Source organism: Candidatus Arsenophonus triatominarum (assembly GCF_001640365.1).
Classification (GTDB): Bacteria; Pseudomonadota; Gammaproteobacteria; order Enterobacterales; family Enterobacteriaceae; genus Arsenophonus; species Arsenophonus triatominarum.
Genome location: NZ_LWMI01000001.1, coordinates 1 through 25,884, shown reverse-complemented (window position 1 = coordinate 25,884; position 25,884 = coordinate 1). Strand labels below are relative to the sequence as shown.

At 45.0% G+C, this 25,884-nt stretch carries 31 protein-coding genes and 5 pseudogenes; 23 read left to right on the top strand and 13 right to left on the bottom strand.

Going from position 1 to position 25,884, the window contains the following annotated elements; translation table 11 throughout:
• Positions 1-30: 30 nt before the first annotated feature.
• Positions 31-1,698 (bottom strand): energy-dependent translational throttle protein EttA, encoded by a 1,668-nt coding sequence (gene ettA, locus AYJ55_RS00170; protein ID WP_063653422.1) that lies wholly within the window; start codon positions 1,696-1,698, stop codon positions 31-33.
• A 629-nt stretch (positions 1,699-2,327) separates the two neighbouring features.
• On the opposite strand from ettA, the gene sltY reads away from it, so the two are divergent.
• Both sltY and trpR read left to right on the top strand, forming a co-directional pair.
• Positions 2,328-4,250, top strand: coding sequence for a murein transglycosylase (gene sltY / locus AYJ55_RS00165; RefSeq protein WP_063653421.1), 1,923 nt, complete (start codon positions 2,328-2,330; stop codon positions 4,248-4,250).
• 74 nt (positions 4,251-4,324) lie between these two features.
• Complete coding sequence (trpR, locus tag AYJ55_RS00160) at positions 4,325-4,645, top strand: trp operon repressor (RefSeq protein WP_063653420.1); 321 nt, start codon at positions 4,325-4,327, stop codon at positions 4,643-4,645.
• A 71-nt stretch (positions 4,646-4,716) separates the two neighbouring features.
• Here trpR and yjjX read toward each other — a convergent pair whose 3' ends face one another.
• Complete coding sequence (gene yjjX / locus AYJ55_RS00155) at positions 4,717-5,256, bottom strand: inosine/xanthosine triphosphatase (protein ID WP_063653419.1); 540 nt, start codon at positions 5,254-5,256, stop codon at positions 4,717-4,719.
• Positions 5,257-5,307: 51 nt separating this feature from the next.
• Here yjjX and AYJ55_RS24310 point away from each other — a divergent pair.
• Positions 5,308-5,463, top strand: a pseudogene (locus tag AYJ55_RS24310) (histidine phosphatase family protein); the annotation flags it as partial.
• Positions 5,464-5,520: 57 nt separating this feature from the next.
• On the opposite strand, the pseudogene AYJ55_RS27580 reads toward AYJ55_RS24310, so the two are convergent.
• Positions 5,521-5,634 (bottom strand): annotated as a pseudogene (locus tag AYJ55_RS27580) (ATP-binding protein); the annotation flags it as partial.
• A gap of 291 nt (positions 5,635-5,925) precedes the next feature.
• Between AYJ55_RS27580 and AYJ55_RS00150 the strand changes: the two are divergent.
• The 20 genes and pseudogenes from AYJ55_RS00150 to AYJ55_RS00060 form a co-directional block, all read left to right on the top strand.
• Positions 5,926-6,168 (top strand): annotated as a pseudogene (locus tag AYJ55_RS00150) (helix-turn-helix domain-containing protein); the annotation flags it as partial.
• 255 nt (positions 6,169-6,423) lie between these two features.
• Positions 6,424-6,630, top strand: a complete 207-nt coding sequence (locus tag AYJ55_RS00145; protein WP_063653417.1) for a hypothetical protein — start codon at positions 6,424-6,426, stop codon at positions 6,628-6,630.
• Positions 6,631-6,736: 106 nt separating this feature from the next.
• Complete coding sequence (locus AYJ55_RS00140) at positions 6,737-7,102, top strand: IS630 transposase-related protein (RefSeq protein ID WP_063653415.1); 366 nt, start codon at positions 6,737-6,739, stop codon at positions 7,100-7,102.
• The gene (locus AYJ55_RS00135) at positions 7,026-7,559 is read left to right on the top strand and encodes an IS630 family transposase (RefSeq protein WP_162505291.1); all 534 of its coding nucleotides are present in this window, start codon (positions 7,026-7,028) and stop codon (positions 7,557-7,559) included. Before AYJ55_RS00140 ends, AYJ55_RS00135 begins: the two co-directional genes overlap by 77 nt.
• The gene (locus AYJ55_RS24305) at positions 7,559-7,684 is read left to right on the top strand and encodes a lysis system i-spanin subunit Rz (protein WP_162505194.1); all 126 of its coding nucleotides are present in this window, start codon (positions 7,559-7,561) and stop codon (positions 7,682-7,684) included. The genes AYJ55_RS00135 and AYJ55_RS24305 overlap by 1 nt, the downstream gene beginning before the upstream one ends.
• Positions 7,685-7,854: 170 nt before the next feature.
• The gene (locus AYJ55_RS00130) at positions 7,855-8,427 is read left to right on the top strand and encodes a hypothetical protein (protein ID WP_063653411.1); all 573 of its coding nucleotides are present in this window, start codon (positions 7,855-7,857) and stop codon (positions 8,425-8,427) included.
• The gene (locus tag AYJ55_RS00125; RefSeq protein WP_063653409.1) at positions 8,424-8,627 is read left to right on the top strand and encodes a hypothetical protein; all 204 of its coding nucleotides are present in this window, start codon (positions 8,424-8,426) and stop codon (positions 8,625-8,627) included. The genes AYJ55_RS00130 and AYJ55_RS00125 overlap by 4 nt, the downstream gene beginning before the upstream one ends.
• A gap of 14 nt (positions 8,628-8,641) precedes the next feature.
• Entirely contained in the window at positions 8,642-9,193 is a 552-nt protein-coding gene (locus tag AYJ55_RS00120; protein ID WP_063653407.1) for a terminase small subunit, read from the top strand.
• Positions 9,194-9,357: 164 nt separating this feature from the next.
• Positions 9,358-10,965: a terminase large subunit gene (locus AYJ55_RS00115; RefSeq protein ID WP_063653405.1), complete on the top strand. Its 1,608-nt coding sequence runs from the start codon at positions 9,358-9,360 to the stop codon at positions 10,963-10,965.
• Positions 10,965-12,379 (top strand): annotated as a pseudogene (locus AYJ55_RS00110) (phage portal protein). Before AYJ55_RS00115 ends, AYJ55_RS00110 begins: the two are co-directional and overlap by 1 nt.
• Positions 12,345-13,133: a phage head morphogenesis protein gene (locus AYJ55_RS00100; RefSeq protein WP_245677217.1), complete on the top strand. Its 789-nt coding sequence runs from the start codon at positions 12,345-12,347 to the stop codon at positions 13,131-13,133. The pseudogene AYJ55_RS00110 and the gene AYJ55_RS00100 overlap by 35 nt, the downstream one beginning before the upstream one ends.
• Before the next feature lie 31 nt (positions 13,134-13,164).
• Positions 13,165-14,238, top strand: coding sequence for a DUF2213 domain-containing protein (locus tag AYJ55_RS00095; protein ID WP_063653484.1), 1,074 nt, complete (start codon positions 13,165-13,167; stop codon positions 14,236-14,238).
• The gene (locus AYJ55_RS27575) at positions 14,235-14,498 is read left to right on the top strand and encodes a gp53 minor capsid family protein (protein ID WP_162505189.1); all 264 of its coding nucleotides are present in this window, start codon (positions 14,235-14,237) and stop codon (positions 14,496-14,498) included. Before AYJ55_RS00095 ends, AYJ55_RS27575 begins: the two co-directional genes overlap by 4 nt.
• Complete coding sequence (locus tag AYJ55_RS27570) at positions 14,495-14,722, top strand: structural cement protein Gp24 (protein WP_162505188.1); 228 nt, start codon at positions 14,495-14,497, stop codon at positions 14,720-14,722. The genes AYJ55_RS27575 and AYJ55_RS27570 overlap by 4 nt, the downstream gene beginning before the upstream one ends.
• Before the next feature lie 4 nt (positions 14,723-14,726).
• Positions 14,727-15,755 carry a major capsid family protein gene (locus tag AYJ55_RS00085; RefSeq protein WP_063653399.1) on the top strand — a complete coding sequence of 343 codons (1,029 nt, stop codon included), beginning with the start codon at positions 14,727-14,729 and terminating at the stop codon, positions 15,753-15,755.
• Between the two features lie 2 nt (positions 15,756-15,757).
• The gene (locus AYJ55_RS00080; protein ID WP_063653386.1) at positions 15,758-16,072 is read left to right on the top strand and encodes a hypothetical protein; all 315 of its coding nucleotides are present in this window, start codon (positions 15,758-15,760) and stop codon (positions 16,070-16,072) included.
• A gap of 1 nt (position 16,073) precedes the next feature.
• A complete protein-coding gene (locus AYJ55_RS00075) occupies positions 16,074-16,493 on the top strand; it encodes a DUF4054 domain-containing protein (protein ID WP_063653388.1) in 420 nt (139 codons plus the stop codon).
• Positions 16,493-16,960: a hypothetical protein gene (locus tag AYJ55_RS00070; protein WP_063653390.1), complete on the top strand. Its 468-nt coding sequence runs from the start codon at positions 16,493-16,495 to the stop codon at positions 16,958-16,960. The genes AYJ55_RS00075 and AYJ55_RS00070 overlap by 1 nt, the downstream gene beginning before the upstream one ends.
• Positions 16,944-17,330, top strand: a complete 387-nt coding sequence (locus AYJ55_RS00065; protein ID WP_245677216.1) for a hypothetical protein — start codon at positions 16,944-16,946, stop codon at positions 17,328-17,330. Before AYJ55_RS00070 ends, AYJ55_RS00065 begins: the two co-directional genes overlap by 17 nt.
• The gene (locus tag AYJ55_RS00060) at positions 17,323-17,526 is read left to right on the top strand and encodes a hypothetical protein (RefSeq protein WP_063653395.1); all 204 of its coding nucleotides are present in this window, start codon (positions 17,323-17,325) and stop codon (positions 17,524-17,526) included. The genes AYJ55_RS00065 and AYJ55_RS00060 overlap by 8 nt, the downstream gene beginning before the upstream one ends.
• A 113-nt stretch (positions 17,527-17,639) precedes the next feature.
• On the opposite strand, the gene AYJ55_RS00055 is transcribed toward AYJ55_RS00060, so the two are convergent.
• The 10 genes and pseudogenes from AYJ55_RS00055 to AYJ55_RS00005 all read right to left on the bottom strand — a co-directional run.
• Positions 17,640-18,062, bottom strand: coding sequence for a phage neck terminator protein (locus AYJ55_RS00055; protein ID WP_063653392.1), 423 nt, complete (start codon positions 18,060-18,062; stop codon positions 17,640-17,642).
• A 362-nt stretch (positions 18,063-18,424) separates the two neighbouring features.
• Positions 18,425-18,892: a hypothetical protein gene (locus AYJ55_RS00045; RefSeq protein ID WP_063653390.1), complete on the bottom strand. Its 468-nt coding sequence runs from the start codon at positions 18,890-18,892 to the stop codon at positions 18,425-18,427.
• Complete coding sequence (locus AYJ55_RS00040; RefSeq protein WP_063653388.1) at positions 18,892-19,311, bottom strand: DUF4054 domain-containing protein; 420 nt, start codon at positions 19,309-19,311, stop codon at positions 18,892-18,894. Before AYJ55_RS00040 ends, AYJ55_RS00045 begins: the two co-directional genes overlap by 1 nt.
• Before the next feature lies 1 nt (position 19,312).
• Complete coding sequence (locus AYJ55_RS00035) at positions 19,313-19,627, bottom strand: hypothetical protein (RefSeq protein ID WP_063653386.1); 315 nt, start codon at positions 19,625-19,627, stop codon at positions 19,313-19,315.
• Positions 19,628-19,629: 2 nt separating this feature from the next.
• Positions 19,630-20,652, bottom strand: a complete 1,023-nt coding sequence (locus AYJ55_RS00030; RefSeq protein ID WP_063653482.1) for a major capsid family protein — start codon at positions 20,650-20,652, stop codon at positions 19,630-19,632.
• 4 nt (positions 20,653-20,656) lie between these two features.
• Positions 20,657-21,145 carry a structural cement protein Gp24 gene (locus tag AYJ55_RS00025; protein WP_162505187.1) on the bottom strand — a complete coding sequence of 163 codons (489 nt, stop codon included), beginning with the start codon at positions 21,143-21,145 and terminating at the stop codon, positions 20,657-20,659.
• Positions 21,142-22,215, bottom strand: a complete 1,074-nt coding sequence (locus AYJ55_RS00020) for a DUF2213 domain-containing protein (RefSeq protein WP_063653478.1) — start codon at positions 22,213-22,215, stop codon at positions 21,142-21,144. Before AYJ55_RS00020 ends, AYJ55_RS00025 begins: the two co-directional genes overlap by 4 nt.
• Positions 22,216-22,246: 31 nt before the next feature.
• On the bottom strand, positions 22,247-23,035 hold the full coding sequence (locus AYJ55_RS00015; RefSeq protein ID WP_245677215.1) for a phage head morphogenesis protein: 789 nt from the start codon (positions 23,033-23,035) through the stop codon (positions 22,247-22,249).
• The gene (locus AYJ55_RS00010) at positions 23,001-24,416 is read right to left on the bottom strand and encodes a phage portal protein (RefSeq protein ID WP_063653384.1); all 1,416 of its coding nucleotides are present in this window, start codon (positions 24,414-24,416) and stop codon (positions 23,001-23,003) included. Before AYJ55_RS00010 ends, AYJ55_RS00015 begins: the two co-directional genes overlap by 35 nt.
• Positions 24,416-25,884: pseudogene (locus AYJ55_RS00005) on the bottom strand (terminase large subunit); the annotation flags it as partial. The gene AYJ55_RS00010 and the pseudogene AYJ55_RS00005, both read right to left, overlap by 1 nt.

Sequence of the window (25,884 nt, the reverse complement as noted above, 5' to 3'; positions counted from 1 at the left end):
CTTTAGCAAGCCTTATTTTATTTGGCTTATTTATTTGCTCATCTTTTTATATTTGATGCGATGAGGTTCTAACGCATCAGCGCCCAATGTCCGTTTTTTATAATCTTCATATTCACTAAAATTACCTTCAAAGAAGGTGACTTTTCCTTCATCCTGATAATCGATAATATGAGTGGCAATACGGTCAAGAAACCAGCGATCGTGGGAAATAACTAATGCACTGCCAGGAAATTCCAGTAATGCGTTTTCTAACGCGCGTAATGTTTCGACATCCAAATCGTTAGTTGGCTCATCCAATAGTAGCATATTACCACCAACCTGGAGTAGTTTTGCCAAGTGTAAACGTCCACGTTCACCACCAGAGAGTTCTCCAACTCGCTTACCCTGATCAACCCCTTTGAAATTAAAGCGTCCGACGTAAGCTCTACTTGGGATTTCGAAATTACCGATACGCATAATGTCTTGTCCGCCAGATACCTCTTCCCACACTGTTTTATTATTGTCCATGGTGTCACGAAATTGTTCAACTGAGGCAACTTTGACGGTTTCACCTAAGGTTATTGTGCCAGAGTCAGGCTGTTCTTGACCTGAAATCATGCGAAAAAGGGTTGACTTTCCCGCGCCATTAGGGCCGATAATACCCACAATAGCCCCTTTAGGGATCGAGAAACTAAGGTTATCAATTAAAACCCGATCACCATAGAATTTACTGAGATTTTCAACCGTTAAAACTTTGTCTCCAAGACGAGGTCCTGGCGGAATGAAGAGCTCGCTGGTTTCGTTACGTTTTTGATAGTCAACACTGTTTAACTCTTCAAAACGGGCTAAACGGGCTTTTCCTTTTGCTTGCCGGCCTTTAGGATTTTGTCGGATCCACTCAAGTTCTTTTTCGATCGATTTGCGGCGAGCCGCTTCGCTGGAAGCCTCTTGTGCTAAGCGAGTCTCTTTTTGTTCTAACCAAGAGGAATAATTACCTTCCCATGGAATACCCTCTCCGCGATCAAGTTCCAGGATCCAACCTGCCACGTTATCTAAGAAGTAGCGATCGTGAGTGATAGCAACAACAGTACCTTCGTAATCATGTAAAAACCGTTCTAACCAGGCAACGGATTCTGCATCCAAATGGTTAGTTGGTTCATCAAGCAATAGCATATCGGGTTTTTCCAGCAGTAAACGACAAATAGCTATCCGACGCCGCTCTCCACCTGAAAGTTGTTCTATTTTTGCCTCCCAGGCTGGTAAGCGTAATGCATCGGCTGCACGCTCCAACTGGTTATCCAAATTGTGTCCGTCATGTGATTGCAAAATAGCTTCTAACTGGCCTTGCTCTTTTGCCAGTTTATCAAAGTCAGCATCAGGTTCAGCATAGGCAGCATAGACTTCATCAAGGCGAGTAAGGGCATTTTTTATTTCACTAACAGCCTCTTCGACTGCTTCACGTACGGTATGATTAGGATTAAGTTTTGGTTCCTGGGAGAGATAGCCAATTTTGATCCCTGGATTGGGACGTGCCTCACCTTCAATTTCAGTATCGATACCAGCCATAATACGAAGTAATGTTGATTTACCCGCTCCATTAAGGCCAAGAACACCAATTTTGGCACTCGGAAAGAAACTAAGAGAGATATTTTTTAAGATATGTCTTTTCGGTGGGACAATTTTTCCCACTCGATGCATGGAATAGACGAACTGTGCCAATTTATTCTACCTTTTAGCTAATTGAATAATTTTAGATATCAACGTGTTGCTTATCTCATTTGAAGAAAATATTCAGGCACTTGATTAAACTCTGCCTAAATTGCGATTAATAATATTAATAAGATCTAATCAAGATTTATTGCTGATCTTTAGCATAAAGTTTTATTAAAATAAATGATTACCTTATTCACATTGTATTGAGCCATTTAATTAAGCGGGTAGGTTGCTGAGTGGTTATTATACACGATCCTATTTACATCATTAATAGTTTAATTTTTATGTAGGATATTGTTCGTCAAGCGTACTGGCAATCATTTTGCAATCCTATGGAATTATATTTTTATGATCTATTTTCTTAAATTAGTTCAGTAATTATATTTGTTTTGGATAATAATCACGAGTTTCGCACCGACAAATAAACAAGTTATTTTTAAGCTCAATTCAACATAATATATAATTCGCAAAAATTGCTAATTCAATATAACTTATTGAAATAAATATATATTTTATATTATTTAGTATCTTGCGGATAAAACATTATTTTAGCTATTTTTAGAACTTTATATGTCTGTGCGAAACTCGTGATAATATTTTATATAGATATGGTTATCTTACAACAGGAGTAAATAATGACGTCGAGAAAATGGTGGTCAGAGATAATATTGCTGATAATACTCTGGTTACCTTTCCATGCCCTGGGTGATTTATTAACCGCTCAACGTGAGCGTTATCAGGCAATTAAGCAAGCCTGGGATGCTAACGATAATCATCGAGTCGCAAGTTTGATGCCAACATTAACCGAATATCCGCTTTATCCTTATCTGGCATATCGGCGATTGACGCAAGATCTTAATACCATTTCTAGAGCGCAAGTTGAGACTTTTATCAAACAATATCCCCATTTTCCCCTCAATCAAAAGTTATCTACCCTTTTTGTCAATCAGCTTGCCCAGCGTAGAGAATGGCATAGCCTGCTAGCTTTTAGTCCTTCACCGCCGAAGCCGATTATTGCTCGTTGTAATTATTACTATGCAAAATGGCAAATAGGTAATAAGCAAGCGGCTTGGCAGGAGGCGAAACAGATTTTGTTACACGGCTATCCACTACCCCAAGCGTGCGAACAGCTTTTTACCCTTTGGCAACAAGCTGGACAATTAACCACTGAATTGATTTTGCAACGTATTTTTTTAGCTATTAAAAGCAATGATGCTGCTCTGATTACCAGCTTAGTCAATTGGTTACCAACTAAAAATCAAATTATCGGCCAGCGCTTGGCCAAATTACAGCAATATCCCTCTTTAGTGGTGAAATTTGCCAGCCTGGTCAAGCCATCGGAGTTTAATCGACAAGTGATATTGTTGTTCTTTAACCGCTTTGCCAGTCAGTCGGTAGAGAAGGCCAAGGCTGCGATACCGATTATTATCCAAGCACAGAAAATGAGCCATTTACAACAGCAGCAATTGAAGGATGATATCGCCTGGCAATTATTCGGTGATGTGACGCTACAACAAGCTAAGTGGCGTGATACTGTTATTCAACACTCATCTTCAATTTCTTTACGTGAACGAAGGGTGCGTTTAGCGCTGGCAAGTAATGATATGGTTTCGCTTGCGCAATGGTTAAAGCGGTTACCTAAAGAAAACCGAAATAAGGAAGAGTGGCAATATTGGCAGGCTATTACCCTAATCGCTCAAGGTAAGCCTAAACAAGGTAAAAAGATATTATTCAACTTGGTGAAGCGGCGCGGATTTTATCCTATGGTTGCGGCACAAAAATTGAACATTCCGTATCCTATTAATATAGCGGTTGCGGCTAAACCTGAAAATGATATCGATTTATTGCCTGAAGTACAACGAATTGGTGAATTGTTGTTTTGGAAAAAGGAAAATTTAGCCCGAACTGAATGGATTAATCTGCTTATCAGACAGAAAAAAATCCGCCAACAGCAACTAGCACGCTATGCATTTGAACATCGGTGGGCTGATTTGAGTGTACAGGCGACAATTATTGCCAAACTATGGGATTATTTAACAGAGCGTTTTCCTATTGCCTGGGAACGCGAATTTGAACGGCACACAAAAGATAAAAAAATTGATAAAAGTTTTGCCATGGCGATTGCCAGGCAAGAAAGTGGTTGGAATCCACAGGTGCGTTCTGCTGCGGGTGCGATTGGTTTGATGCAATTAATGCCACAGACAGCACAACAAGTGGCAAAATCGAATGGCATTGCAGATTATACCGATAGTAGTATGTTAATTGATCCAGAAAAAAATATTGAGCTTGGTACCGCATATTTAGAGACAGTTTTTCAGCAATTTGGATTTAATCGGGTATTAGCTTGTGCTGCTTATAATGCTGGACCTGCCAGAGTGGCGCGTTGGTTAGCGATCAGTAACGGAAAATTAGATGTTATCTCTTTTATTGAAAGTATCCCATTTTCTGAAACGCGACATTATGTTAAAAATGTACTTGTCTACAATTTTTTTTATCAATATTTTCTCGGTAAATCAGTTAAAATATTAACAAAAAGCGAATGGTTGATGAACTATTAGTGCTCTTTATGTCCATCATCGAGCTGTTTATGCTATGCTATTGTACTAGTTAAATAGTATGGTGGTATATATATATGGAAAACTATCTTATTGATCCAATCCTTCAACCTGAAGAAAATAGTGATTGGCAACGCTTTGTCGAATTATTGCGTAGTGCTTTCCAACAAGAGTTACAGCAACCCATTTTACAATTATTTTTAACCCCAGATGAACGTGTGGCATTGGGGACTAGAGTTCGGATTATTCAAGCATTAATGGACGGTGAAATGAGTCAGCGGGAACTTAAAAGTGAGTTAGGTGTCGGAATTGCAACCATCACGCGGGGTTCTAATAGTCTAAAGAGTGCGACTAAAGAGGTGAAAGTTTGGTTGGAACAGCAGTTACTCAAGCCATAAACATATTTTATTAAATTGTAAAATGTACACCTTTAGCCACTCTTTATACGATTTGGTTAAGCTGACATGAGTTAGCCGTCATGTAGCACATTAAGTTCTTTATAAATTTCATGTTGGATAGGCGCGAATGCTAAAATAAGCGCTTGCTGGTAGACACTGGTACGGCTGAGTAAACCATTGGTAAAAAAACCAATTGCCCCTTCGTTGTGTTTAATATTAGCCATACCAGTGATATTCGCCATCACATCGCCTAACTCGCGGCCTTGTTGAATACTAAACAAAATTTGCTCCGGTAACATAATACTGGCAGAACGCGATTCACCGCGAATTTGTTTATGTTCAATGGTTATCCAGGCAAAAGTCATTTCATCTTCAACCCCAGCTTCAATACCTACCCAAAAATCGGCTTCAGGCCTAACTTGACGTGAAGCCATAACACGCTGGCGCGCACCTGTGCGGGTTTCCGTATTACCAATTGGTTGTTGGGCTACATTACTACTAACATTGATACTTTCTATTTGATAATTGCCAGCACCAAAAACAGCTTCAAATGCTAAATGAATAGCGTTCATTTTGGCCGGATTTGCGGTTGCTGCGATTACTTTATACATTAATTAGTATCCTTTAAAATATTATTTTGTGAAGTATAACGGAAAATTATTATGTTACAGGTCTATCTTGTTCGCCACGGAGAAACTGAATGGAACGTGGCTCACTGTATTCAGGGACAATCTGACAGCCCACTCACTGAAGTTGGCATTAGACAAGCTAAATTGGTTGCTGAAAGAGTGAAATCAATTGGCATCACTCATATTGTCAACGATCACTGATCCGCTTTTTAGCTAAATACGATCAATCAAAATTGATCCACTATTTTACTCGATTATTGCTCCTGAGCGCCGCTTATCTTTCAATCGATAGCTTTCACCGCTCAATTGCAGTACATGCGAATGATGAAGTAAACGATCAAGCATAGCGGCGGTTAATGTGTATTAGTCTTAACTTAATCTGACAATTCTGATTTAAAAAAGAGCGTTACCGGTTTTAATTAACATCATTAGATAATTAAATAAAAGGTAATTCTATCACGAATTTCGCACCGACAAATAAACAAGTTATTTTTAAGTTCAATTCAACATAATATATAATTCGCAAAAATTGCTAATTCAAATATAACTTATTGAAATAAATATATGTTTTATATTATTTAGTATCTTGCGGATAAAACATTATTTTAGCTATTTTTAGAACTTTATATGTCTGTGCGAAGCTCGTGTTCTATGTATCAAACAAATAATCCTATCATCAAACATAAAGTCGGGTTACTTAACCTCGCTGAAGAGCTTAATAACGTCTCAAAAGCCTTTAAGATCATGGGGGTATCCCGAGATACGTTTTATCGCTACCAGGAACTTGTTAACGATGGTGAGATAGACGCTTTAATTAATCAAAATCGACGGGTGCCTAACCTAAAAAATAGAATAGATGAACAGATTGAAAGCGCTGTAGTTGAGTATGCTGTCACCGATCATGCAAAACTGATCCACTTGGTATTATTCGTACATTTTTGTACGGCACGAGTTTCGCACAGGCACATAAAATTCCAGAAATGGCTTAAAAGCAATGGTTAATTTGCAAGTTACTAAAACGTATAAATTTGTTTAAATTACAATAAGTTGCTTTTAATTTATAAGATTTTGTCTATTTATATATTATGCTGAATTAAACTTAAAAATAGAGCGTTTTTTATTGGTGCGAAACTCGTGTACGGGTAATTTATGTTAACCAAGGAGATATTTGTGGATATTCATGTTCGCTTTGCACAGGGACAAAACATTCGAAAAATGGCCCGTGAACTGAGCATTTCCCGTAACACCGTAAAACATCATTTACAACAGCAGGAGATGCCAACTTATGCTAAAAGAAGTCAACAATCGAGTAAACTGGCACCCTTTAAACCTTATTTGCTTCAGCGAATTGAATAGGCTAAATCTGATTGGATCCCTGCAACAGTCCTATTTGATGAGGTAGTTGAAAGAGGCTATCAAGGCGGTATAGCTAGGCGACTTAATTTTGATTACAAGGTGTGTTATGAGTTATACAATTGATTTTCGACGTAAAGTAATATCTGTAAGGAAAGCCGAAGGTTTAACAATTCGAGAAACTGCGAAACAATTCCGTATTGGAAAAGCGTCTTTAGTACGTTGGCTTAAACGACCAGAGCCAAAAAATTCAACGCCACGTAAGAGGAAGCTCGATAAAAATGCTTTAGCAAAAGATGTGGAACAGTATCCAGATGCTTACCAAAAGGAACGGGCAGAGCGATTCGGTGTTTGTAAAAAGACTATTTGGCAATCCCTTAAAAAGCTGGGATTAACCTATAAAAAAAACTCTATTCCATCCAAAAACCAACGAAAGCGACAGGCTGGCACATCAGCAAAAAAGACAACAGTATGAAAAAAAAGATAAATCTGTTGTTTTTATTGATGAAAGTGGTTTTTCACATGACACTCCACGAACTCACGGCTATTCCCCAAAAGGTCACCGTTGTTTTGGCCTGAAAAACTGGGGTGCTAAGGGAAGAACAAATGTTATTGGCGCTTTATTGGGAACAACCCTTTTTGCTATCGGATTATTTGATTGCAATATTAATCGTGATGTTTTTTATGTTTGGATCACAAAAATATTGCTCCCAGAACTTCCTGAAAATTCTGTTATTTTTATGGACAACGCTAGCTTTCACAAAGGTAAGAATATTGAACAGGCAATTATAAACGCAGGACACCAGATAGAATATTTGCCTGTGTATTCACCAGATTTAAATCCTATAGAACATAAATGGTCTCAAGCTAAACGTAAAAAGATGGAAACAGGATGCACTATCGATGACCTGTTTTTAATACATATGCTGTAATCAAAATTAAGTCGCCTAGCTATAAGGCAGCTCGAGAAGATTATTTCCGTCTCAGAGCGATGATAGCTGAGAACGAAAAGCAGACGGAATATCTACAGCAGTACATCAAAACACAGTGTCACTGAATCGGTCATTGGCACGTTCAAATCTTAACAATCTCAGCGCCACGCACGCGCATCAATAAAACACAGAACCTTATAGAAAGTCGAGCCTGAAGAACGCCGTTTAAAATGGTGCTTTTCTGTGGGCGGCTGTTCTGTGCGCGCAGGTTCGATTTTCTATAAGGAAAAGTACGATGAAATTAGTAACAACTAAAAATGACAATTTTTTAGTAACAGAAATGCCAACAATGACCAGTCTGGAAATGGTGGATTACATTAATGCTGACCGGAAATCAAAAGCGGAAGCAGAAGCATTAACGTTTCCTTGCAAAAAATATCGTAAATTACAGCACAATAATTTTATGGCAAAAGTACCCAAAGTTCTTGGAGAAACATCTGCTAAATTTTTAGCTGATGATATTTTCACCACTGGAAACGGTGCCCAGTCTATTCGAAAAATTTACCGATTTCCAAAACGTGAAGCCTGTCTAATGGCAATGAGCTACAGCTATGAGTTGCAGGCTAAAATCTATGACTACATGACGGAGTTGGAAGAAAATAAAGGATTAGCTTTTACTATTGAGCAATTACAAAATATTGTTGCTACAGCCAGAAAAGAGTCTGATAAAGACTCTTCGGATGCTGGTCGTCGATTACGTAAGCGTCAAGATGATTTACCCATTCTTAAAAAAGCTGAAAAAACAGTAACGGAGTTATCTCAAATCCCCCTTGATTTAATTGGTGGGAGCATGAGGTTAGAAGGATGACTCCTGAGCAATTCATCGAAGCCAATGTTAAGGCCGAGTTAATCAAGCTCGGCTTTTCTTCTTCTGTCGCTAGCTTAGCCACAAGTGAAGCTATCCGGTATTACCGCAAACAGCCAGCTAGCAGACGAGGAAAGATGATAGCGGATTGTCTCAATCAGGCTAAACGATGGGCGAAGAGTGCGGCTAAAAATAAACATTAAGTAAGGTAGCTATTATGACTCTCACAGATAAACAGGAAGCCTTTTGTCGAGAGTATCTGATTGATTTAAACGCAACACAGGCGGCAATAAGAGCAGGCTATAGCGAAAAAACAGCCCGTAGAATAGGGAGTGAGAACGTTACAAAACTAGACATCCAAAAACGCATACAAGACCTCATGGAGGAGCGCAAAAATCGCATTGAGGTTAATGCTGACTACGTTCTTAAGCGACTGGTTGATATCGACCAGATGGATGTATTAGACATTCTGAACGAGTCAGGCGATTTAAAACCAATAAAAGAATGGCCTAAAGTCTGGCGGACAACATTAAGTGGTTTAGATATTGCGGCGATACGCCTTGAGGGCGCAGAGGCGTTGCTTAAAAAAATAAAATGGCCAGATAAAATTAAGAATCTTGAGCTATTAGGTAAGCATATCGCTGTTCAGGCTTTTCGCGAACAGGTCAGTAATGAACACACAGGAAAAGGGGGTAACCCTATCGAGCATATTACCCGTGAGATGACCCCCGAACAGGCGGCAGAAGCCTATAAAAAATTGATGGGGTAAAGGGCTGAAATTGCTTGCTTATTTTGATTAAGAATAACATTCATGCAAACATAATTGTTTAATATCATGTAGTTATATTTAACAATACCCTGTTTTATATTTTTTATGTACACAGGTATGTGCGATATATTTTTTTTGACTCGCTTTATTCCGGGTATTTTTCTATGCCATTACCGTTCCCTTTTGACTTTAAAAAACCGGATTATGTTCAGGTGTTTGAATGGCGCGCTGAGCGACTACAACGTCTTCGTGAGCAGCCGGAAAATCTTAAACTATTAACCCGATTTTATAAGGAAAACCCCGCCCAATTTATTATTGATTGGGGCATGACAACAGACCCGCGTAATATTGATTATGGGCTACCGGTGACTATTCCTTTTTTGCTGTTCCCGAAACAGGAAGCATGGATTGATTGGATAATGACCCGCTGGCGAGGACGTGAAAATGGCATTACCGAAAAGAGTCGTGAAATGGGTTTAAGCTGGACGTCAATTGCACTCGCATGCGCTTTATGTCTCTTTAATAAAGAGATGGTAATTGGCTTTGGCTCCCGCAAAGAAGAGTATGTTGACAGTACCGGTGACCCGAAAGCGCTATTTTGGAAAGCGCGCAAATTTGTAGAAACGTTACCGCAAGAGTTTCGGGGAGGCTGGGTAGCGAAAAAACACGCGCCTTATATGCGGGTCAATTTTCCAAACACCGGCGCCATTATCAAGGGTGAAGCGGGGGACAATATTGGACGGGGTGACCGGACGACACTCTATTTCGTCGATGAAGCCGCCTTTTTGCCTCGTCCGCTATTGATTGATGCTGCCCTATCCCAAACTACCCGCTGTCGCATTGACTTAAGCTCGGTTAATGGGATGGACAATCCTTTTGCCCAAAAACGCCACAGTGGACGCATTCCGGTGTTTACCTTTCACTGGCGCAATGACCCCCGTAAAGATAAACAATGGTACGAAAAAGAGTGCCTGAAAATCGATAATCCGGTCATTGTGGCGCAGGAACTGGATTTGAACTATCAAGCGTCTGTTGAAGGTATCTTAATTCCCGCCGAATGGGTACAGGCGGCCATTGATGCCCATATCAAACTGGGGTTTTTGACAACGGGGGCTAAACGACTCGGTTTTGACGTTGCAGATGAGGGCGATGACAGCAACGCCCTCACGTTTGCACACGGATCGGTTGTCACGGATTGCCAGCAGTGGAGTAAAGGTGACGTGATCAGCTCAGCAAACCGAGTCAAAAACTATGCTGAGGAAGTCCATGCCGATGAAATCATCTATGACTCCATCGGGGTAGGGGCAGGGGTGAAAGCGCATCTACGACGGGTATGTCATATCACCGCAACCGGATTCAACGCGGGTGGGGCTGTCTTTAAACCTGACGCAAAATATGTGGCGGGAAAAACCAATAAAGATATGTTCGCGAATATCAAGGCGCAAGCCTGGTGGGGCGTCCGAGACCGTTTTTTTAATACCTGGCGGTGTATCATGCATTTGGAAAAATATCCGGATGACAAACGTTTCATCAATCAATTTACCGATGGCCTGTTAATCAGTCTCAGTTCAGGCATAAAAGAACTTGACGCTCTGAAAGCTGAATTATCCCGTCCTCGGGTGGATTACGACAACAATGGACGGGTGAAAGTCGAGAGCAAAAAAGACATGAAAAAACGGGGCATCGCTTCACCCAACATGGCCGATTCATTAATTATGGCATTTTCGCCCGTACCAAAACCGTTCCATATTCCCGACGAGGCATTTTTCTAATGAGCAAAAGAAACAGGAAAAAGGACGTTAAGCCTGAAAGGAAAAAGCCATTTTCCATCTCTGACATCGATATGTATCCGGTCAGTGAGCAGCCAGTCTACGAATTCAAACCCTATGCCCCTCCCGCAAGCGTGATACCCGAAGCAAAGAGAGCGGATGCGCTGGCGAATGATGCCACCCCGTATGAAACCCTGAATGCATTCGGGAGTGATTGTTTGTATGGTGGGTTTCAGGGATACCCGATGTTGGCCATGAAAGCGCAGCAATCCGAGTACGCCAATGTTGCCGCGATTTTTGCTGACGAGGTTACGCGCAATTGGTTAACCGTAAAATCCTCATCCGATGATGAGGACCTCGTTAATGAGGTGGAAGGGGTAATCGTGAAATATCGCCTTCAGGATATGATCCATCAGGCCGTTTTGCATGATTGTCTGTTCGGCATAGCGCATATCTATATTGACATGGGCGCCGATGAGAATGAAATGCGCAATCCGCTCTTTAAAGACAGAGCAAAAGTGGGCGATAAATTTCGCGGTTTTCGTATTATTGAGCCTATTTGGACGTATCCGGCGATGTATAACACGCTCAGACCGTGGGAGCCGGATTTTTATCAGCCTTCATCGTGGTTTGTGATGGGGCAGACCATCCATGCCTCCCGATTTATTGACCTAGTGACGCGTCCGGTATCACAGATACTGAAACCTGCCTATAACTTTGGGGGCTTATCGCTGATCCAGCTAATGGAGCCTTATGTCAAGGCGTGGGAAACTATCCGCGATGAAATACCCAAAATTGTCAAGGCTTTTACGCTGACGGGGCTGAAAACCGACATGGAAAAACGGATGGAAAACCCAGGCGAGTTCAAACGCCGCATCGATATCATGACCAACTACCGAAACAATCGCGGGTACTGGCGCTAGATACGGAGGAAGCGTTTTTTCAGATCAATACACCGATGACGGATCTTGAGAAAATCGCCTCAAACTATCAGGAACAACTGTGTATTCCCTCACGGATGCCGGTGATTAAGCTGCTTGGCAATGCGCCCGCGGGACTGAATGCAAACGGGCAGGGTGAAATCGATGTCTGGCACGAAACCATCTCCGGTATTCAGGAACGCAATATTCGCCCCATGATACAGCAAATGCTGGATTACCTGTTTATAGCGGAATTTGGGCAGCTATTACCCGAAATTACGTTCACCTTTAACCCACTCGATGAGCTAACCGAAAAGGAAATGTCGGAGATAAATCTCAATAACGCTTCAATGCTGGCTAATTTAGCAACGAGTTCATGTATTTCGACGATGGATGTCGCTCAATGGCTTATCAATAATCCGAAGAGTGGTTTTGCTTTCATGAACGGGCAGGAAAACGAAGATGAAACAGACGAAAAAGAAGGAGAAAACACTTAAACCTTCACTCCCCAATGCAGGGATACAGCTTTGGTATCAGCGTGAATTACGTCGCCAGATTACCAGGATGCATAAAAACGTCACCGCCAAAATTTTAACTTCCTTTTCAAAAAATTCTCTTGCTTACGACGCCAGCCCCGCCTCAATGATAAGGAATACGCTCCGCGCGCTTTCTGCCCGCTGGGTAAAGAAATTCACTGCCTTATCCGACGATCTGGCAAAAACCTTCGTTAACCGAGCAGCCGGTAATGTGGATGTGCCCCTTAAAAAGCAGCTGGTCGATAAGGGGTTTGCGATTGATTTCAAAATGACGCGCGACATGCACAATGCGGTGACAGCGATTGTGGCGGAGAACGTGTCATTAATTAAATCCATCCCCCAACGCTATTTCACTAACGTTGAATCCGTGGTTCTCCAGTCTGTTTCGCGGGGAGGTGATTTAGCTCAGCTTAAAAAAACATTGGGACAACAGTTTGGCGTAACTGCCAGAAGGGCGGAATTGATTGCCCGTGACCAGAACCGAAAAGCGAATTCTGCCTTGGCGGCAGTGAGACAGCATGCGCTGGGGATAACTGAGGGGATTTGGCGACATACCGGCGCAGGGCAACACCCAAGGCCTGATCATGTAAAAGCCACGGGCAAGAAATTTTCGCTCCGTAAAGGCTGCCTGATTAGCGGTGAATACATCCTGCCAGGTGAAAAAATCAATTGTGGGTGTATTTGGGAACCGGTTTTACCCACTTTCGAGGATTGACAACGTGCAAGTGACAAAAGACGGTCTCGCGATGGATGCCAAATCTGCGCGGGAAGTGGACAAATTTGGCAAAATGTATGTCCGTGATAACCGGATAAGCAAAGCGAACATTAGCGGTTATTACGGCGTTGAAATACCTGGCTATGAAAAGTTGGGTCTGGAATCCAGAAAAATATATCAGCTTTATCGCCCCCCGCAAGAGCTGGAAAAAGCCATGCCGACGTTTAACGGTATCCCCGTTCTGATGGGGCATCCTGCCGAGAACAATACGAAACCCATCACCGATCTCGCGGTGGGTGCCGTGATGAATGATATCCGTTTTGAATTTCCCTATCTCATCGCTTCGATTTCTATTTGGGATGAAGCAGCAAAAGCGGGTATTGAAACCGATATCCAGCGCGAATTATCGCCCTCCTACAGCTACGTACCGGATATGACGCAGGGCAGCGTTGATGGAGAGGCCTATGATGGCGTGATGCGCAATATTCACGCCTACCACCTGGCGATTGTTCCTGATGGCAGGACGGGGCCAGATGTTCTAGTCAACGACGCAAAACCAGAGGATTTAAAAAAAATGGCAGACGAAAAGAAAACCGATGATGAAATGATCGCAGGACTGAAAGAGCGCCTGCCAAATGCCAGTGACGAAGATATTCATACGGTGGCAGAGTATATCAATGGACTGACCTCAAAAGCGAATGACGAGGAGACAAAAGAAGATCCGTCGGATGATAAACAGGATAACGAAAGCGAGGAGGATAAAGAAAAAAGGACGAATGACGATAATGATGAGGATAAAAAAACCGCTAACGATGCGGCTATCCTGATCCAACAGGCAGAGAACAAAATTCGGCGTGAATTTGCAGCGCTTCGTGCGGCAGAACGTTTGTGTTCACCGCTGATTGGTGAAGTGGCCTGTGACTCTGCCGAACAAGTCTACCGATTAACCCTCAGTCAAAATGGTATCGACACAAAAGGGGTTCATCCCTCAGCGCTCCCGAAAATGGTGGAGATGCTCAAAAACACAGGCAATCAAGGTAAACCTCAAGTCGCCTTTGACTCAAGTGCAGTGTCCCGTGTTGACCAGTTTTTAGGAGCAAAATGATGGCCTTTCAGAACAATGTAGCGCTTTATCAGGCACCGGGTCGGGAAGGTGATTTTGCCTCCTGTAATGATGCTTTTGCGGTGGTGCCACCATTAGGCGGCTGTTTCCGTGCCGGCTCTACCGGTACCGTGATGGCCCGTTTCGCCTGGCGTGATGACAGTAAACCTAGCCTGGTCAACAACAGCGGTACCGGCGAAATCCTGGGATTTGTCCGCAATGAGCGAACCGCCCTTGTGAACTGGGATGAAAAAACAGTATGACCATCCCGCAGGGACAACAGGTCTCCGTCTACAAAACGGGCGACTTTTGGGCCAAGTCAGCAACGGCAACCACTATCGGCCAAAAAGTTTATGCGAAACTGGCGGATGGCACGATTGAAACGGCTAACGCAGGGACGACGAAAGACGGATTTATCGAAACCCCTTTTAAAGTGATGACCGCCGCCGCGGTGGGTGAAATTTTTATCATGTCAAGCTGGAGCTAATACGATGGCGCAATTAACACACAATGATTTCCACGCACTCATGAAACGGGCTAAAGAAGGGGGGGTGACGTTACCTGCTTCAGTCAATCGTTTGTATCTGGCCAATGATGCCCAGCCGTTACCCTCCACTTTGACCAATGGTGGTATTCCTGCCATCGTCGCGGGGGGTATCGATCCGAACGTTATCAGAACGGTATTTGCCCCAACCCGTGCCACGGAAATTTACGGCGAGCGCACAATCGGATTGTGGCAACACGATTTCTGGGAAATTCCCCGCGCTGAATACAGTGGTCATATCTCCTCCTATGGCGATTATAACGAAAACGGGGCAAACCAGGTTAACCTGCAATTTGAACCCATCCGCCAATATCGTTTTCAGACGATGATCACCTATGGCGATTTAGAATCGGCGCGCATGGGACTGGCGATGATCAACTATGCTGCTGAAAAACAGATGGCGGCCGCCAACACGATTAACCAGGATTACAACCGGTTTGCCTTTTTTGGGGTTGAAGGCGTTAACTACGGCGCATTAAATAACCCTCAGCTTCCCACGCCGATCACACCAACCAAGGTGAGTGGTAAAACGAAATGGGAAGATAAATCCATCCAGCAGCGTTACAACGATATTTTGGCACTCTACAGTGACCTGGTAGGACGAACGAATGGGGTGGTCGGTGACGGTGTCGATATGGCTTCCTCCCTGACGCTGGTATTGTCAAACAAAGCCTCTGTGTATCTCAAATCGTCTAATGAAATCATGGCCACCTCGCTTGAGGACTTGATCAAAAAAGCGTTCCCCAATCTACGCATTGAAACGGCTCCACAATTGAGTACCGATGCCGGTGAGTTAATACAGATGTTCGTGCGCAGCTATCAGGGACAGCCTGTTTGCTATGTGGCGAATTCGCAAAAATATCGGGCATTTCCGCTTCTTCAGCAACACTCAAGCTGGTCGCAGAAAGTGGCGGCCAGTACGTATGGCACGGTGATCACACAACCCATGCTTTTTGCTCAAATGTTGGGGATATGATTATGGGAAAAATTATTGTCGGCTGTAAACTCCCCCATGGACTGAAAGCCACCGTGAAGAATGAGACTATTGAATTGAAAGGGGCTAACGCTTGCGCCATTTATGGCGGTTTTGGCATAACCGAAGGCGTGGATGAGGCGTGGTTCAATGTATTTTCAAAAACCTACGCGCAGGCGGGATTTATCGAAAAGGGGTTAATCTTCAAGGTCACTGATCAAAAAAGTTTTTCCTCAGCCGCTAAGGAAAGAGCACAGGTCAAAACCGGTTTAGAACCGATTAACCCGAAAAAGGCAACCGTCAAACCCACGGAGGCATAATATGGCTGTGGTGGCGTTTGATGTTTTTGAATTCAGAGAACAATATCCCCTCTACCGCAAGGTCAAGGATGAGCAGTTGAAAATGCTATTTGATTTTGCTCAGGCTTTGTTCGATAACGCAAATTTTTCGCTGGAGCAGGCTATCCCAAAGCGAAAAAGTTTGCTTTATCTGCTGACGGCCCATCTTTGTGATATCACCTTTGGCGATGATAACGGAAACGGGTCAGGGGTGTCAGGTATGATTGGTCGGGTTGCGAATGCAGCAGAAGGCAGTGTCTCCGTGTCGCTTGATGTCGGGCAGGGATTGCCTTACTCGCAAGCCTGGTATTTCCAATCAAAGTGGGGACAGCTTTTTTGGCAACTGACCAAGCCCTACCGGATGTTTGCCTATTTCCCAGGTATTGAGGTGGGGTGCAGTTGATGGCGGGGAAGATAAAAGCGTTTCTGGACGCACAGGAAAAGCAGCTTAATGACCTGACGTTGAAAGTCGGCTTTCCAAAAGAGGTAAGCTATCCAGAAGGCCGTCGGGTTGCTGAAGTGGCTTACATGAACGAATTTGGCAATCCTGGGAATAACCAGCCACCGCGCCCTTTCTTCCGTAACGCTATTTCAGCCCATCAAAAAGACTGGTCAACCTATCTGGCGTCGTCCATGCGCGCCGGTGTTAATGCTAAAGAAGCGGCGGAATTATTAGGTGAAAAAGTCGTCAGCAATATTAAAGATTCAATATTGACACTCACCGATCCGCCGCTTTCTGAAACCACGCTTTATGTGAGAAAGCACCGGACTCACAAACCAAAAAACTTCACTGACAAACCGCTGGTTGATACACATCACATGCTGGAGTCAGTCAAATACTGGGTGGTGGTGGATGATGAATCTTCATAATCTCACTCGTTCGGCTATTCGAGCCGTTAACCCTGATATTGCTGCAATAGTCCGCCGTTCTGATGGTTGGACAGTCGGTGAAGGCCGGACACGCATCCCCAAATACCTTCCCGATGAACATATCGTCATTCAGTTGCAACCCCTGTCGAAAGGGGATTTGCAGCATGTGGACGGATTGAATATCCACGGCATATTCAAATCGATTCACGTTAACGGAAACTTCTGGTCGGTTAACCGAAAACAACAGACCGGTGGCGATTTATTCCTCATTGAGGGGGATACCTGGCTGGTGATTGAACCGCTTGAATTGTGGCCGGACTGGTGTCGGCTGTTAGTGTGTCTCCAAACGGACAGGGAGGGGGATGAATGATTATACGGTCAATCAGGTCATTGACACGTTGGCCGATTTCATTGAACCGATTGCAGGTACGGTCTGGCAGGCTCAGGATAACCGGAATCCCATGCCGAGCGATATCTTCTGTGTTCTCACGCCATTGCGATTTATCCGGCTGTCGGCGGCGAGAGGGATTGCCATGACAGCGGAAACCCTCAAACCAGTACGATGAACTGGACTGAAGTAAGGCAAGCTGATATTCAGCTCGACATTTACGGTGAAAATGCCGGTGACCGATCCATTCGTGTTGAAACATTGTTTGCTTCTGATTACGGCTATTCCGAATCAAGGCGCTGGATGAACGCTTGCTCCCATGGTGTCACTGTTTAACATACTGGTCGCAAGCAGCACTGGCATAAAGTGGAGCAAGACGTTCATCCAGCGCCTTGATTCGGAATAGCCGTAATCAGAAGCAAACAATGTTTCAACACGAATGGATCGGTCACCGGCATTTTCACCGTAAATGTCGAGCTGAATATCAGCTTGCCTTACTTCAGTCCAGTTCATCGTACTGGTTTGAGGGTTTCCGCTGTCATGGGCAATCCCTCTCGCCGCCGACAGCCGGATAAATCGCAATGGCGTGAGAACACAGAAGATATCGCTCGGCATGGGATTCCGGTTATCCTGAGCCTGCCAGACCGTACCTGCAATCGGTTCAATGAAATCGGCCAACGTGTCAATGACCTGATTGACCGTATAATCATTCATCCCCCCTCCCTGTCCGTTTGGAGACACACTAACAGCCGACACCAGTCCGGCCACAATTCAAGCGGTTCAATCACCAGCCAGGTATCCCCCTCAATGAGGAATAAATCGCCACCGGTCTGTTGTTTTCGGTTAACCGACCAGAAGTTTCCGTTAACGTGAATCGATTTGAATATGCCGTGGATATTCAATCCGTCCACATGCTGCAAATCCCCTTTCGACAGGGGTTGCAACTGAATGACGATATGTTCATCGGAAGGTATTTGGGGATGCGTGTCCGGCCTTCACCGACTGTCCAACCATCAGAACGGCGGACTATTGCAGCAATATCAGGGTTAACGGCTCGAATAGCCGAACGAGTGAGATTATGAAGATTCATCATCCACCACCACCCAGTATTTGACTGACTCCAGCATGTGATGTGTATCAACCAGCGGTTTGTCAGTGAAGTTTTTTGGTTTGTGAGTCCGGTGCTTTCTCACATAAAGCGTGGTTTCAGAAAGCGGCGGATCGGTGAGTGTCAATATTGAATCTTTAATATTGCTGACGACTTTTTCACCTAATAATTCCGCCGCTTCTTTAGCATTAACACCGGCGCGCATGGACGACGCCAGATAGGTTGACCAGTCTTTTTGATGGGCTGAAATAGCGTTACGGAAGAAAGGGCGCGGTGGCTGGTTATTCCCAGGATTGCCAAATTCGTTCATGTAAGCCACTTCAGCAACCCGACGGCCTTCTGGATAGCTTACCTCTTTTGGAAAGCCGACTTTCAACGTCAGGTCATTAAGCTGCTTTTCCTGTGCGTCCAGAAACGCTTTTATCTTCCCCGCCATCAACTGCACCCCACCTCAATACCTGGGAAATAGGCAAACATCCGGTAGGGCTTGGTCAGTTGCCAAAAAAGCTGTCCCCACTTTGATTGGAAATACCAGGCTTGCGAGTAAGGCAATCCCTGCCCGACATCAAGCGACACGGAGACACTGCCTTCTGCTGCATTCGCAACCCGACCAATCATACCTGACACCCCTGACCCGTTTCCGTTATCATCGCCAAAGGTGATATCACAAAGATGGGCCGTCAGCAGATAAAGCAAACTTTTTCGCTTTGGGATAGCCTGCTCCAGCGAAAAATTTGCGTTATCGAACAAAGCCTGAGCAAAATCAAATAGCATTTTCAACTGCTCATCCTTGACCTTGCGGTAGAGGGGATATTGTTCTCTGAATTCAAAAACATCAAACGCCACCACAGCCATATTATGCCTCCGTGGGTTTGACGGTTGCCTTTTTCGGGTTAATCGGTTCTAAACCGGTTTTGACCTGTGCTCTTTCCTTAGCGGCTGAGGAAAAACTTTTTTGATCAGTGACCTTGAAGATTAACCCCTTTTCGATAAATCCCGCCTGCGCGTAGGTTTTTGAAAATACATTGAACCACGCCTCATCCACGCCTTCGGTTATGCCAAAACCGCCATAAATGGCGCAAGCGTTAGCCCCTTTCAATTCAATAGTCTCATTCTTCACGGTGGCTTTCAGTCCATGGGGGAGTTTACAGCCGACAATAATTTTTCCCATAATCATATCCCCAACATTTGAGCAAAAAGCATGGGTTGTGTGATCACCGTGCCATACGTACTGGCCGCCACTTTCTGCGACCAGCTTGAGTGTTGCTGAAGAAGCGGAAATGCCCGATATTTTTGCGAATTCGCCACATAGCAAACAGGCTGTCCCTGATAGCTGCGCACGAACATCTGTATTAACTCACCGGCATCGGTACTCAATTGTGGAGCCGTTTCAATGCGTAGATTGGGGAACGCTTTTTTGATCAAGTCCTCAAGCGAGGTGGCCATGATTTCGTTTGATGATTTCAAATACACCGAGGCTTTGTTTGACAATACCAGCGTCAGGGAGGAAGCCATGTCCACCCCGTCACCCGTCACCCCGTTGGTTCGTCCTACCAGGTCACTGTAGAGTGCCAAAATATCGTTGTAACGCTGCTGGATGGATTTATCTTCCCATTTCGTTTTACCACTCACCTTGGTTGGTGTGATCGGCGTGGGAAGCTGAGGGTTATTTAATGCGCCGTAGTTAACGCCTTCAACACCAAAAAAGGCAAACCGGTTGTAATCCTGGTTAATCGTGTTGGCGGCTGCCATCTGTTTTTCAGCAGCATAGTTGATCATCGCCAGTCCCATGCGGGCGGCTTCAAGGTCACCGTAGGTAATCATTGTTTGAAAACGATATTGGCGAACATTATTCCACTCAACGTTGACCTGGTTTGCCCCGTTGTCGTTGTAGTCGCCGTAGGACGAAATATGACCACTGTATTCCGTACGCGGGATCATCCAATAATCCTGCTCCCACAGCCCAATAGTGCGCTCCCCATAAATTTCAGTGGCACGGGTGGGGGCAAATACTGTTCGAATAACGTTCGGATCGATACCCCCCGCCACAATCGCGGGAATGCCCCCGTTTGCGATAGTCGACGGCTGGGCGTCATTGGCCAGATACAGTCGGTTGACTGAAGGGGGTAACGTCACCCCTCCTTCTTTAGCCCGTTTCATCAGGGCGGGAAAATCATTGTGTGATAATTGCGCCATTGCATTAACTCCGGCTTGACATAATAAAAATTTCACCCACCGCGGCGGCGGTCATGACTTTAAAGGGGGTTTCGATAAATCCTGCTTTCGTCTCACCTGCTTCGTCGGTTTCAATCGTGCCGTCGGCCAGTTTTGCATAAACTTTTTGGCCGATAGTGGTGGCTGTCGCTGATTTTACCCAGAAATCCCCCGTTTTGTAGGCGGAGACCGCTTGCCCTTGCGGGATGGTCATGACAGTCATTTTGTCCCAGTTAACCAAGGCGGTTCGCTCATTACGAACGAAGCCAACAATCTCGCCGGTTCCAGTGTTATTGACCAATCCGGCATTGCTGGCATCACGCCACGCAAAGCGAGACATAACTATTCCTTCTTTTCCAGCTCGATAGCATCCACCCAACGGCGGAACGACCGCAAAAGCATCATTGCAGGAGGCAAAATTGCCTTCCCGACCCGGTGCCTGATAAAGCGCTACATTGTTCTGAAAGGCCATCATTTTGCTCCTAAAAACTGGTCAACACGGGACACTGAATTTGAGTCAAAGGCGACTCGAGGTTCAGGTTGATTGTGGGTGTTTTTGAGCATCTCCACCAATTTGGGGAGTGCTGAGGGATGAACCCCTTTTGTGTCGATGCCGTTTTGGCTGAGTGTTATCCGGTAGACTTCTTCGGCAGAGTCACAGGCCACTTCACCAATCAGCGGTGAACACAAACGTTCTGCCGCACGAAGCGCTGCAAATTCACGCCGAATTTTGTTCTCTGCCTGTTGGATCAGGATAGCCGCATCGTTAGCGGTTTTTTTATCCTCATCATTATCGTCATTCGTCCTTTTTTCTTTATCCTCCTCGCTTTCGTTATCCTGTTTATCATCCGACGGATCTTCTTTTGTCTCCTCGTCATTCGCTTTTGAGGTCAGTCCATTGATATACTCTGCCACCGTATGAATATCCTCGTCACTGGCATTTGGCAGGCGCTCTTTCAGTCCTGCGATCATTTCATCATCGGCTTTCTTTTCGTCTGCCATTTTTTTTAAATCCTCTGGTTTTGCGTCGTTGACTAGAACATCTGGCCCCGTCCTGCCATCAGGAACAATCGCCAGGTGGTAGGCGTGAATATTGCGCATCACGCCATCATAGGCCTCTCCATCAACGCTGCCCGGCGTCATATCCGGTACGTAGCTGTAGGAGGGCGATAATTCGCGCTGGATATCGGTTTCAATACCCGCTTTTGCTGCTTCATCCCAAATAGAAATCGAAGCGATGAGATAGGGAAATTCAAAACGGATATCATTCATCACGGCACCCACCGCGAGATCGGTGATGGGTTTCGTATTATTCTCGGCAGGATGCCCCATCAGAACGGGGATACCGTTAAACGTCGGCATGGCTTTTTCCAGCTCTTGCGGGGGGCGATAAAGCTGATATATTTTTCTGGATTCCAGACCCAACTTTTCATAGCCAGGTATTTCAACGCCGTAATAACCGCTAATGTTCGCTTTGCTTATCCGGTTATCACGGACATACATTTTGCCAAATTTGTCCACTTCCCGCGCAGATTTGGCATCCATCGCGAGACCGTCTTTTGTCACTTGCACGTTGTCAATCCTCGAAAGTGGGTAAAACCGGTTCCCAAATACACCCACAATTGATTTTTTCACCTGGCAGGATGTATTCACCGCTAATCAGGCAGCCTTTACGGAGCGAAAATTTCTTGCCCGTGGCTTTTACATGATCATGCCTTGGGTGTTGCCCTGCGCCGGTATGTCGCCAAATCCCCTCAGTTATCCCCAGCGCATGCTGTCTCACTGCCGCCAAGGCAGAATTCGCTTTTCGGTTCTGGTCACGGGCAATCAATTCCGCCCTTCTGGCAGTTACGCCAAACTGTTGTCCCAATGTTTTTTTAAGCTGAGCTAAATCACCTCCCCGCGAAACAGACTGGAGAACCACGGATTCAACGTTAGTGAAATAGCGTTGGGGGATGGATTTAATTAATGACACGTTCTCCGCCACAATCGCTGTCACCGCATTGTGCATGTCGCGCGTCATTTTGAAATCAATCGCAAACCCCTTATCGACCAGCTGCTTTTTAAGGGGCACATCCACATTACCGGCTGCTCGGTTAACGAAGGTTTTTGCCAGATCGTCGGATAAGGCAGTGAATTTCTTTACCCAGCGGGCAGAAAGCGCGCGGAGCGTATTCCTTATCATTGAGGCGGGGCTGGCGTCGTAAGCAAGAGAATTTTTTGAAAAGGAAGTTAAAATTTTGGCGGTGACGTTTTTATGCATCCTGGTAATCTGGCGACGTAATTCACGCTGATACCAAAGCTGTATCCCTGCATTGGGGAGTGAAGGTTTAAGTGTTTTCTCCTTCTTTTTCTTCTGTTTCATCTTCGTTTTCCTGCCCGTTCATGAAAGCAAAACCACTCTTCGGATTATTGATAAGCCATTGAGCGACATCCATCGTCGAAATACATGAACTCGTTGCTAAATTAGCCAGCATTGAAGCGTTATTGAGATTTATCTCCGACATTTCCTTTTCGGTTAGCTCATCGAGTGGGTTAAAGGTGAACGTAATTTCGGGTAATAGCTGCCCAAATTCCGCTATAAACAGGTAATCCAGCATTTGCTGTATCATGGGGCGAATATTGCGTTCCTGAATACCGGAGATGGTTTCGTGCCAGACATCGATTTCACCCTGCCCGTTTGCATTCAGTCCCGCGGGCGCATTGCCAAGCAGCTTAATCACCGGCATCCGTGAGGGAATACACAGTTGTTCCTGATAGTTTGAGGCGATTTTCTCAAGATCCGTCATCGGTGTATTGATCTGAAAAAACGCTTCCTCCGTATCTAGCGCCAGTACCCCGCGATTGTTTCGGTAGTTGGTCATGATATCGATGCGGCGTTTGAACTCGCCTGGGTTTTCCATCCGTTTTTCCATGTCGGTTTTCAGCCCCGTCAGCGTAAAAGCCTTGACAATTTTGGGTATTTCATCGCGGATAGTTTCCCACGCCTTGACATAAGGCTCCATTAGCTGGATCAGCGATAAGCCCCCAAAGTTATAGGCAGGTTTCAGTATCTGTGATACCGGACGCGTCACTAGGTCAATAAATCGGGAGGCATGGATGGTCTGCCCCATCACAAACCACGATGAAGGCTGATAAAAATCCGGCTCCCACGGTCTGAGCGTGTTATACATCGCCGGATACGTCCAAATAGGCTCAATAATACGAAAACCGCGAAATTTATCGCCCACTTTTGCTCTGTCTTTAAAGAGCGGATTGCGCATTTCATTCTCATCGGCGCCCATGTCAATATAGATATGCGCTATGCCGAACAGACAATCATGCAAAACGGCCTGATGGATCATATCCTGAAGGCGATATTTCACGATTACCCCTTCCACCTCATTAACGAGGTCCTCATCATCGGATGAGGATTTTACGGTTAACCAATTGCGCGTAACCTCGTCAGCAAAAATCGCGGCAACATTGGCGTACTCGGATTGCTGCGCTTTCATGGCCAACATCGGGTATCCCTGAAACCCACCATACAAACAATCACTCCCGAATGCATTCAGGGTTTCATACGGGGTGGCATCATTCGCCAGCGCATCCGCTCTCTTTGCTTCGGGTATCACGCTTGCGGGAGGGGCATAGGGTTTGAATTCGTAGACTGGCTGCTCACTGACCGGATACATATCGATGTCAGAGATGGAAAATGGCTTTTTCCTTTCAGGCTTAACGTCCTTTTTCCTGTTTCTTTTGCTCATTAGAAAAATGCCTCGTCGGGAATATGGAACGGTTTTGGTACGGGCGAAAATGCCATAATTAATGAATCGGCCATGTTGGGTGAAGCGATGCCCCGTTTTTTCATGTCTTTTTTGCTCTCGACTTTCACCCGTCCATTGTTGTCGTAATCCACCCGAGGACGGGATAATTCAGCTTTCAGAGCGTCAAGTTCTTTTATGCCTGAACTGAGACTGATTAACAGGCCATCGGTAAATTGATTGATGAAACGTTTGTCATCCGGATATTTTTCCAAATGCATGATACACCGCCAGGTATTAAAAAAACGGTCTCGGACGCCCCACCAGGCTTGCGCCTTGATATTCGCGAACATATCTTTATTGGTTTTTCCCGCCACATATTTTGCGTCAGGTTTAAAGACAGCCCCACCCGCGTTGAATCCGGTTGCGGTGATATGACATACCCGTCGTAGATGCGCTTTCACCCCTGCCCCTACCCCGATGGAGTCATAGATGATTTCATCGGCATGGACTTCCTCAGCATAGTTTTTGACTCGGTTTGCTGAGCTGATCACGTCACCTTTACTCCACTGCTGGCAATCCGTGACAACCGATCCGTGTGCAAACGTGAGGGCGTTGCTGTCATCGCCCTCATCTGCAACGTCAAAACCGAGTCGTTTAGCCCCCGTTGTCAAAAACCCCAGTTTGATATGGGCATCAATGGCCGCCTGTACCCATTCGGCGGGAATTAAGATACCTTCAACAGACGCTTGATAGTTCAAATCCAGTTCCTGCGCCACAATGACCGGATTATCGATTTTCAGGCACTCTTTTTCGTACCATTGTTTATCTTTACGGGGGTCATTGCGCCAGTGAAAGGTAAACACCGGAATGCGTCCACTGTGGCGTTTTTGGGCAAAAGGATTGTCCATCCCATTAACCGAGCTTAAGTCAATGCGACAGCGGGGTAGTTTGGGATAGGGCAGCATCAATCAATAGCGGACGAGGCAAAAAGGCGGCTTCATCGACGAAATAGAGTGTCGTCCGGTCACCCCGTCCAATATTGTCCCCCCGCTTCACCCCTTGATAATGGCGCCGGTGTTTGGAAAATTGACCCGCATATAAGGCGCGTGTTTTTTCGCTACCCAGCCTCCCCGAAACTCTTGCGGTAACGTTTCTACAAATTTGCGCGCTTTCCAAAATAGCGCTTTCGGGTCACCGGTACTGTCAACATACTCTTCTTTGCGGGAGCCAAAGCCATTACCATCTCTTTATTAAAGAGACATAAAGCGCATGCGAGTGCAATTGACGTCCAGCTTAAACCCATTTCACGACTCTTTTCGTAATGCCATTTTCACGTCCTCGCAGCGGGTCATTATCCAATCAATCCATGCTTCCTGTTTCGGGAACAGCAAAAAAAGGAATAGTCACCGGTAGCCCATAATCAATATTACGCGGGTCTGTTGTCATGCCCCAATCAATAATAAATTGG

Excerpts from the sequence above, each read along its gene's own strand:
- AYJ55_RS00060 (WP_063653395.1), top strand. The coding sequence starts at position 17,323 with ATGAATGATTATACGGTCAATCAGGTCATTGACACGTTGGCCGATTTC.
- AYJ55_RS00145 (WP_063653417.1), top strand. The coding sequence starts at position 6,424 with ATGTTAACCAAGGAGATATTTGTGGATATTCATGTTCGCTTTGCACAG.
- AYJ55_RS00080 (WP_063653386.1), top strand. The coding sequence starts at position 15,758 with ATGGGAAAAATTATTGTCGGCTGTAAACTCCCCCATGGACTGAAAGCC.
- AYJ55_RS00040 (WP_063653388.1), bottom strand. The coding sequence starts at position 19,311 with ATGGCTGTGGTGGCGTTTGATGTTTTTGAATTCAGAGAACAATATCCC.
- AYJ55_RS00045 (WP_063653390.1), bottom strand. The coding sequence starts at position 18,892 with ATGGCGGGGAAGATAAAAGCGTTTCTGGACGCACAGGAAAAGCAGCTT.
- AYJ55_RS27575 (WP_162505189.1), top strand. The coding sequence starts at position 14,235 with ATGATGGCCTTTCAGAACAATGTAGCGCTTTATCAGGCACCGGGTCGG.
- AYJ55_RS27570 (WP_162505188.1), top strand. The coding sequence starts at position 14,495 with ATGACCATCCCGCAGGGACAACAGGTCTCCGTCTACAAAACGGGCGAC.
- AYJ55_RS00120 (WP_063653407.1), top strand. The coding sequence starts at position 8,642 with ATGACTCTCACAGATAAACAGGAAGCCTTTTGTCGAGAGTATCTGATT.
- AYJ55_RS00035 (WP_063653386.1), bottom strand. The coding sequence starts at position 19,627 with ATGGGAAAAATTATTGTCGGCTGTAAACTCCCCCATGGACTGAAAGCC.
- sltY (WP_063653421.1), top strand. The coding sequence starts at position 2,328 with ATGACGTCGAGAAAATGGTGGTCAGAGATAATATTGCTGATAATACTC.
- AYJ55_RS00100 (WP_245677217.1), top strand. The coding sequence starts at position 12,345 with ATGAAACAGACGAAAAAGAAGGAGAAAACACTTAAACCTTCACTCCCC.
- AYJ55_RS00020 (WP_063653478.1), bottom strand. The coding sequence starts at position 22,215 with ATGGATGCCAAATCTGCGCGGGAAGTGGACAAATTTGGCAAAATGTAT.
- AYJ55_RS00055 (WP_063653392.1), bottom strand. The coding sequence starts at position 18,062 with ATGAATGATTATACGGTCAATCAGGTCATTGACACGTTGGCCGATTTC.
- AYJ55_RS00015 (WP_245677215.1), bottom strand. The coding sequence starts at position 23,035 with ATGAAACAGAAGAAAAAGAAGGAGAAAACACTTAAACCTTCACTCCCC.
- AYJ55_RS00025 (WP_162505187.1), bottom strand. The coding sequence starts at position 21,145 with ATGATGGCCTTTCAGAACAATGTAGCGCTTTATCAGGCACCGGGTCGG.
- AYJ55_RS00030 (WP_063653482.1), bottom strand. The coding sequence starts at position 20,652 with ATGGCGCAATTATCACACAATGATTTTCCCGCCCTGATGAAACGGGCT.
- AYJ55_RS00085 (WP_063653399.1), top strand. The coding sequence starts at position 14,727 with ATGGCGCAATTAACACACAATGATTTCCACGCACTCATGAAACGGGCT.
- yjjX (WP_063653419.1), bottom strand. The coding sequence starts at position 5,256 with ATGTATAAAGTAATCGCAGCAACCGCAAATCCGGCCAAAATGAACGCT.
- AYJ55_RS00010 (WP_063653384.1), bottom strand. The coding sequence starts at position 24,416 with ATGAGCAAAAGAAACAGGAAAAAGGACGTTAAGCCTGAAAGGAAAAAG.
- AYJ55_RS00130 (WP_063653411.1), top strand. The coding sequence starts at position 7,855 with ATGAAATTAGTAACAACTAAAAATGACAATTTTTTAGTAACAGAAATG.
- AYJ55_RS00125 (WP_063653409.1), top strand. The coding sequence starts at position 8,424 with ATGACTCCTGAGCAATTCATCGAAGCCAATGTTAAGGCCGAGTTAATC.
- AYJ55_RS00065 (WP_245677216.1), top strand. The coding sequence starts at position 16,944 with ATGATGAATCTTCATAATCTCACTCGTTCGGCTATTCGAGCCGTTAAC.
- AYJ55_RS00070 (WP_063653390.1), top strand. The coding sequence starts at position 16,493 with ATGGCGGGGAAGATAAAAGCGTTTCTGGACGCACAGGAAAAGCAGCTT.
- AYJ55_RS00075 (WP_063653388.1), top strand. The coding sequence starts at position 16,074 with ATGGCTGTGGTGGCGTTTGATGTTTTTGAATTCAGAGAACAATATCCC.
- AYJ55_RS00115 (WP_063653405.1), top strand. The coding sequence starts at position 9,358 with ATGCCATTACCGTTCCCTTTTGACTTTAAAAAACCGGATTATGTTCAG.
- trpR (WP_063653420.1), top strand. The coding sequence starts at position 4,325 with ATGGAAAACTATCTTATTGATCCAATCCTTCAACCTGAAGAAAATAGT.
- AYJ55_RS00095 (WP_063653484.1), top strand. The coding sequence starts at position 13,165 with ATGGATGCCAAATCTGCGCGGGAAGTGGACAAATTTGGCAAAATGTAT.
- AYJ55_RS00140 (WP_063653415.1), top strand. The coding sequence starts at position 6,737 with ATGAGTTATACAATTGATTTTCGACGTAAAGTAATATCTGTAAGGAAA.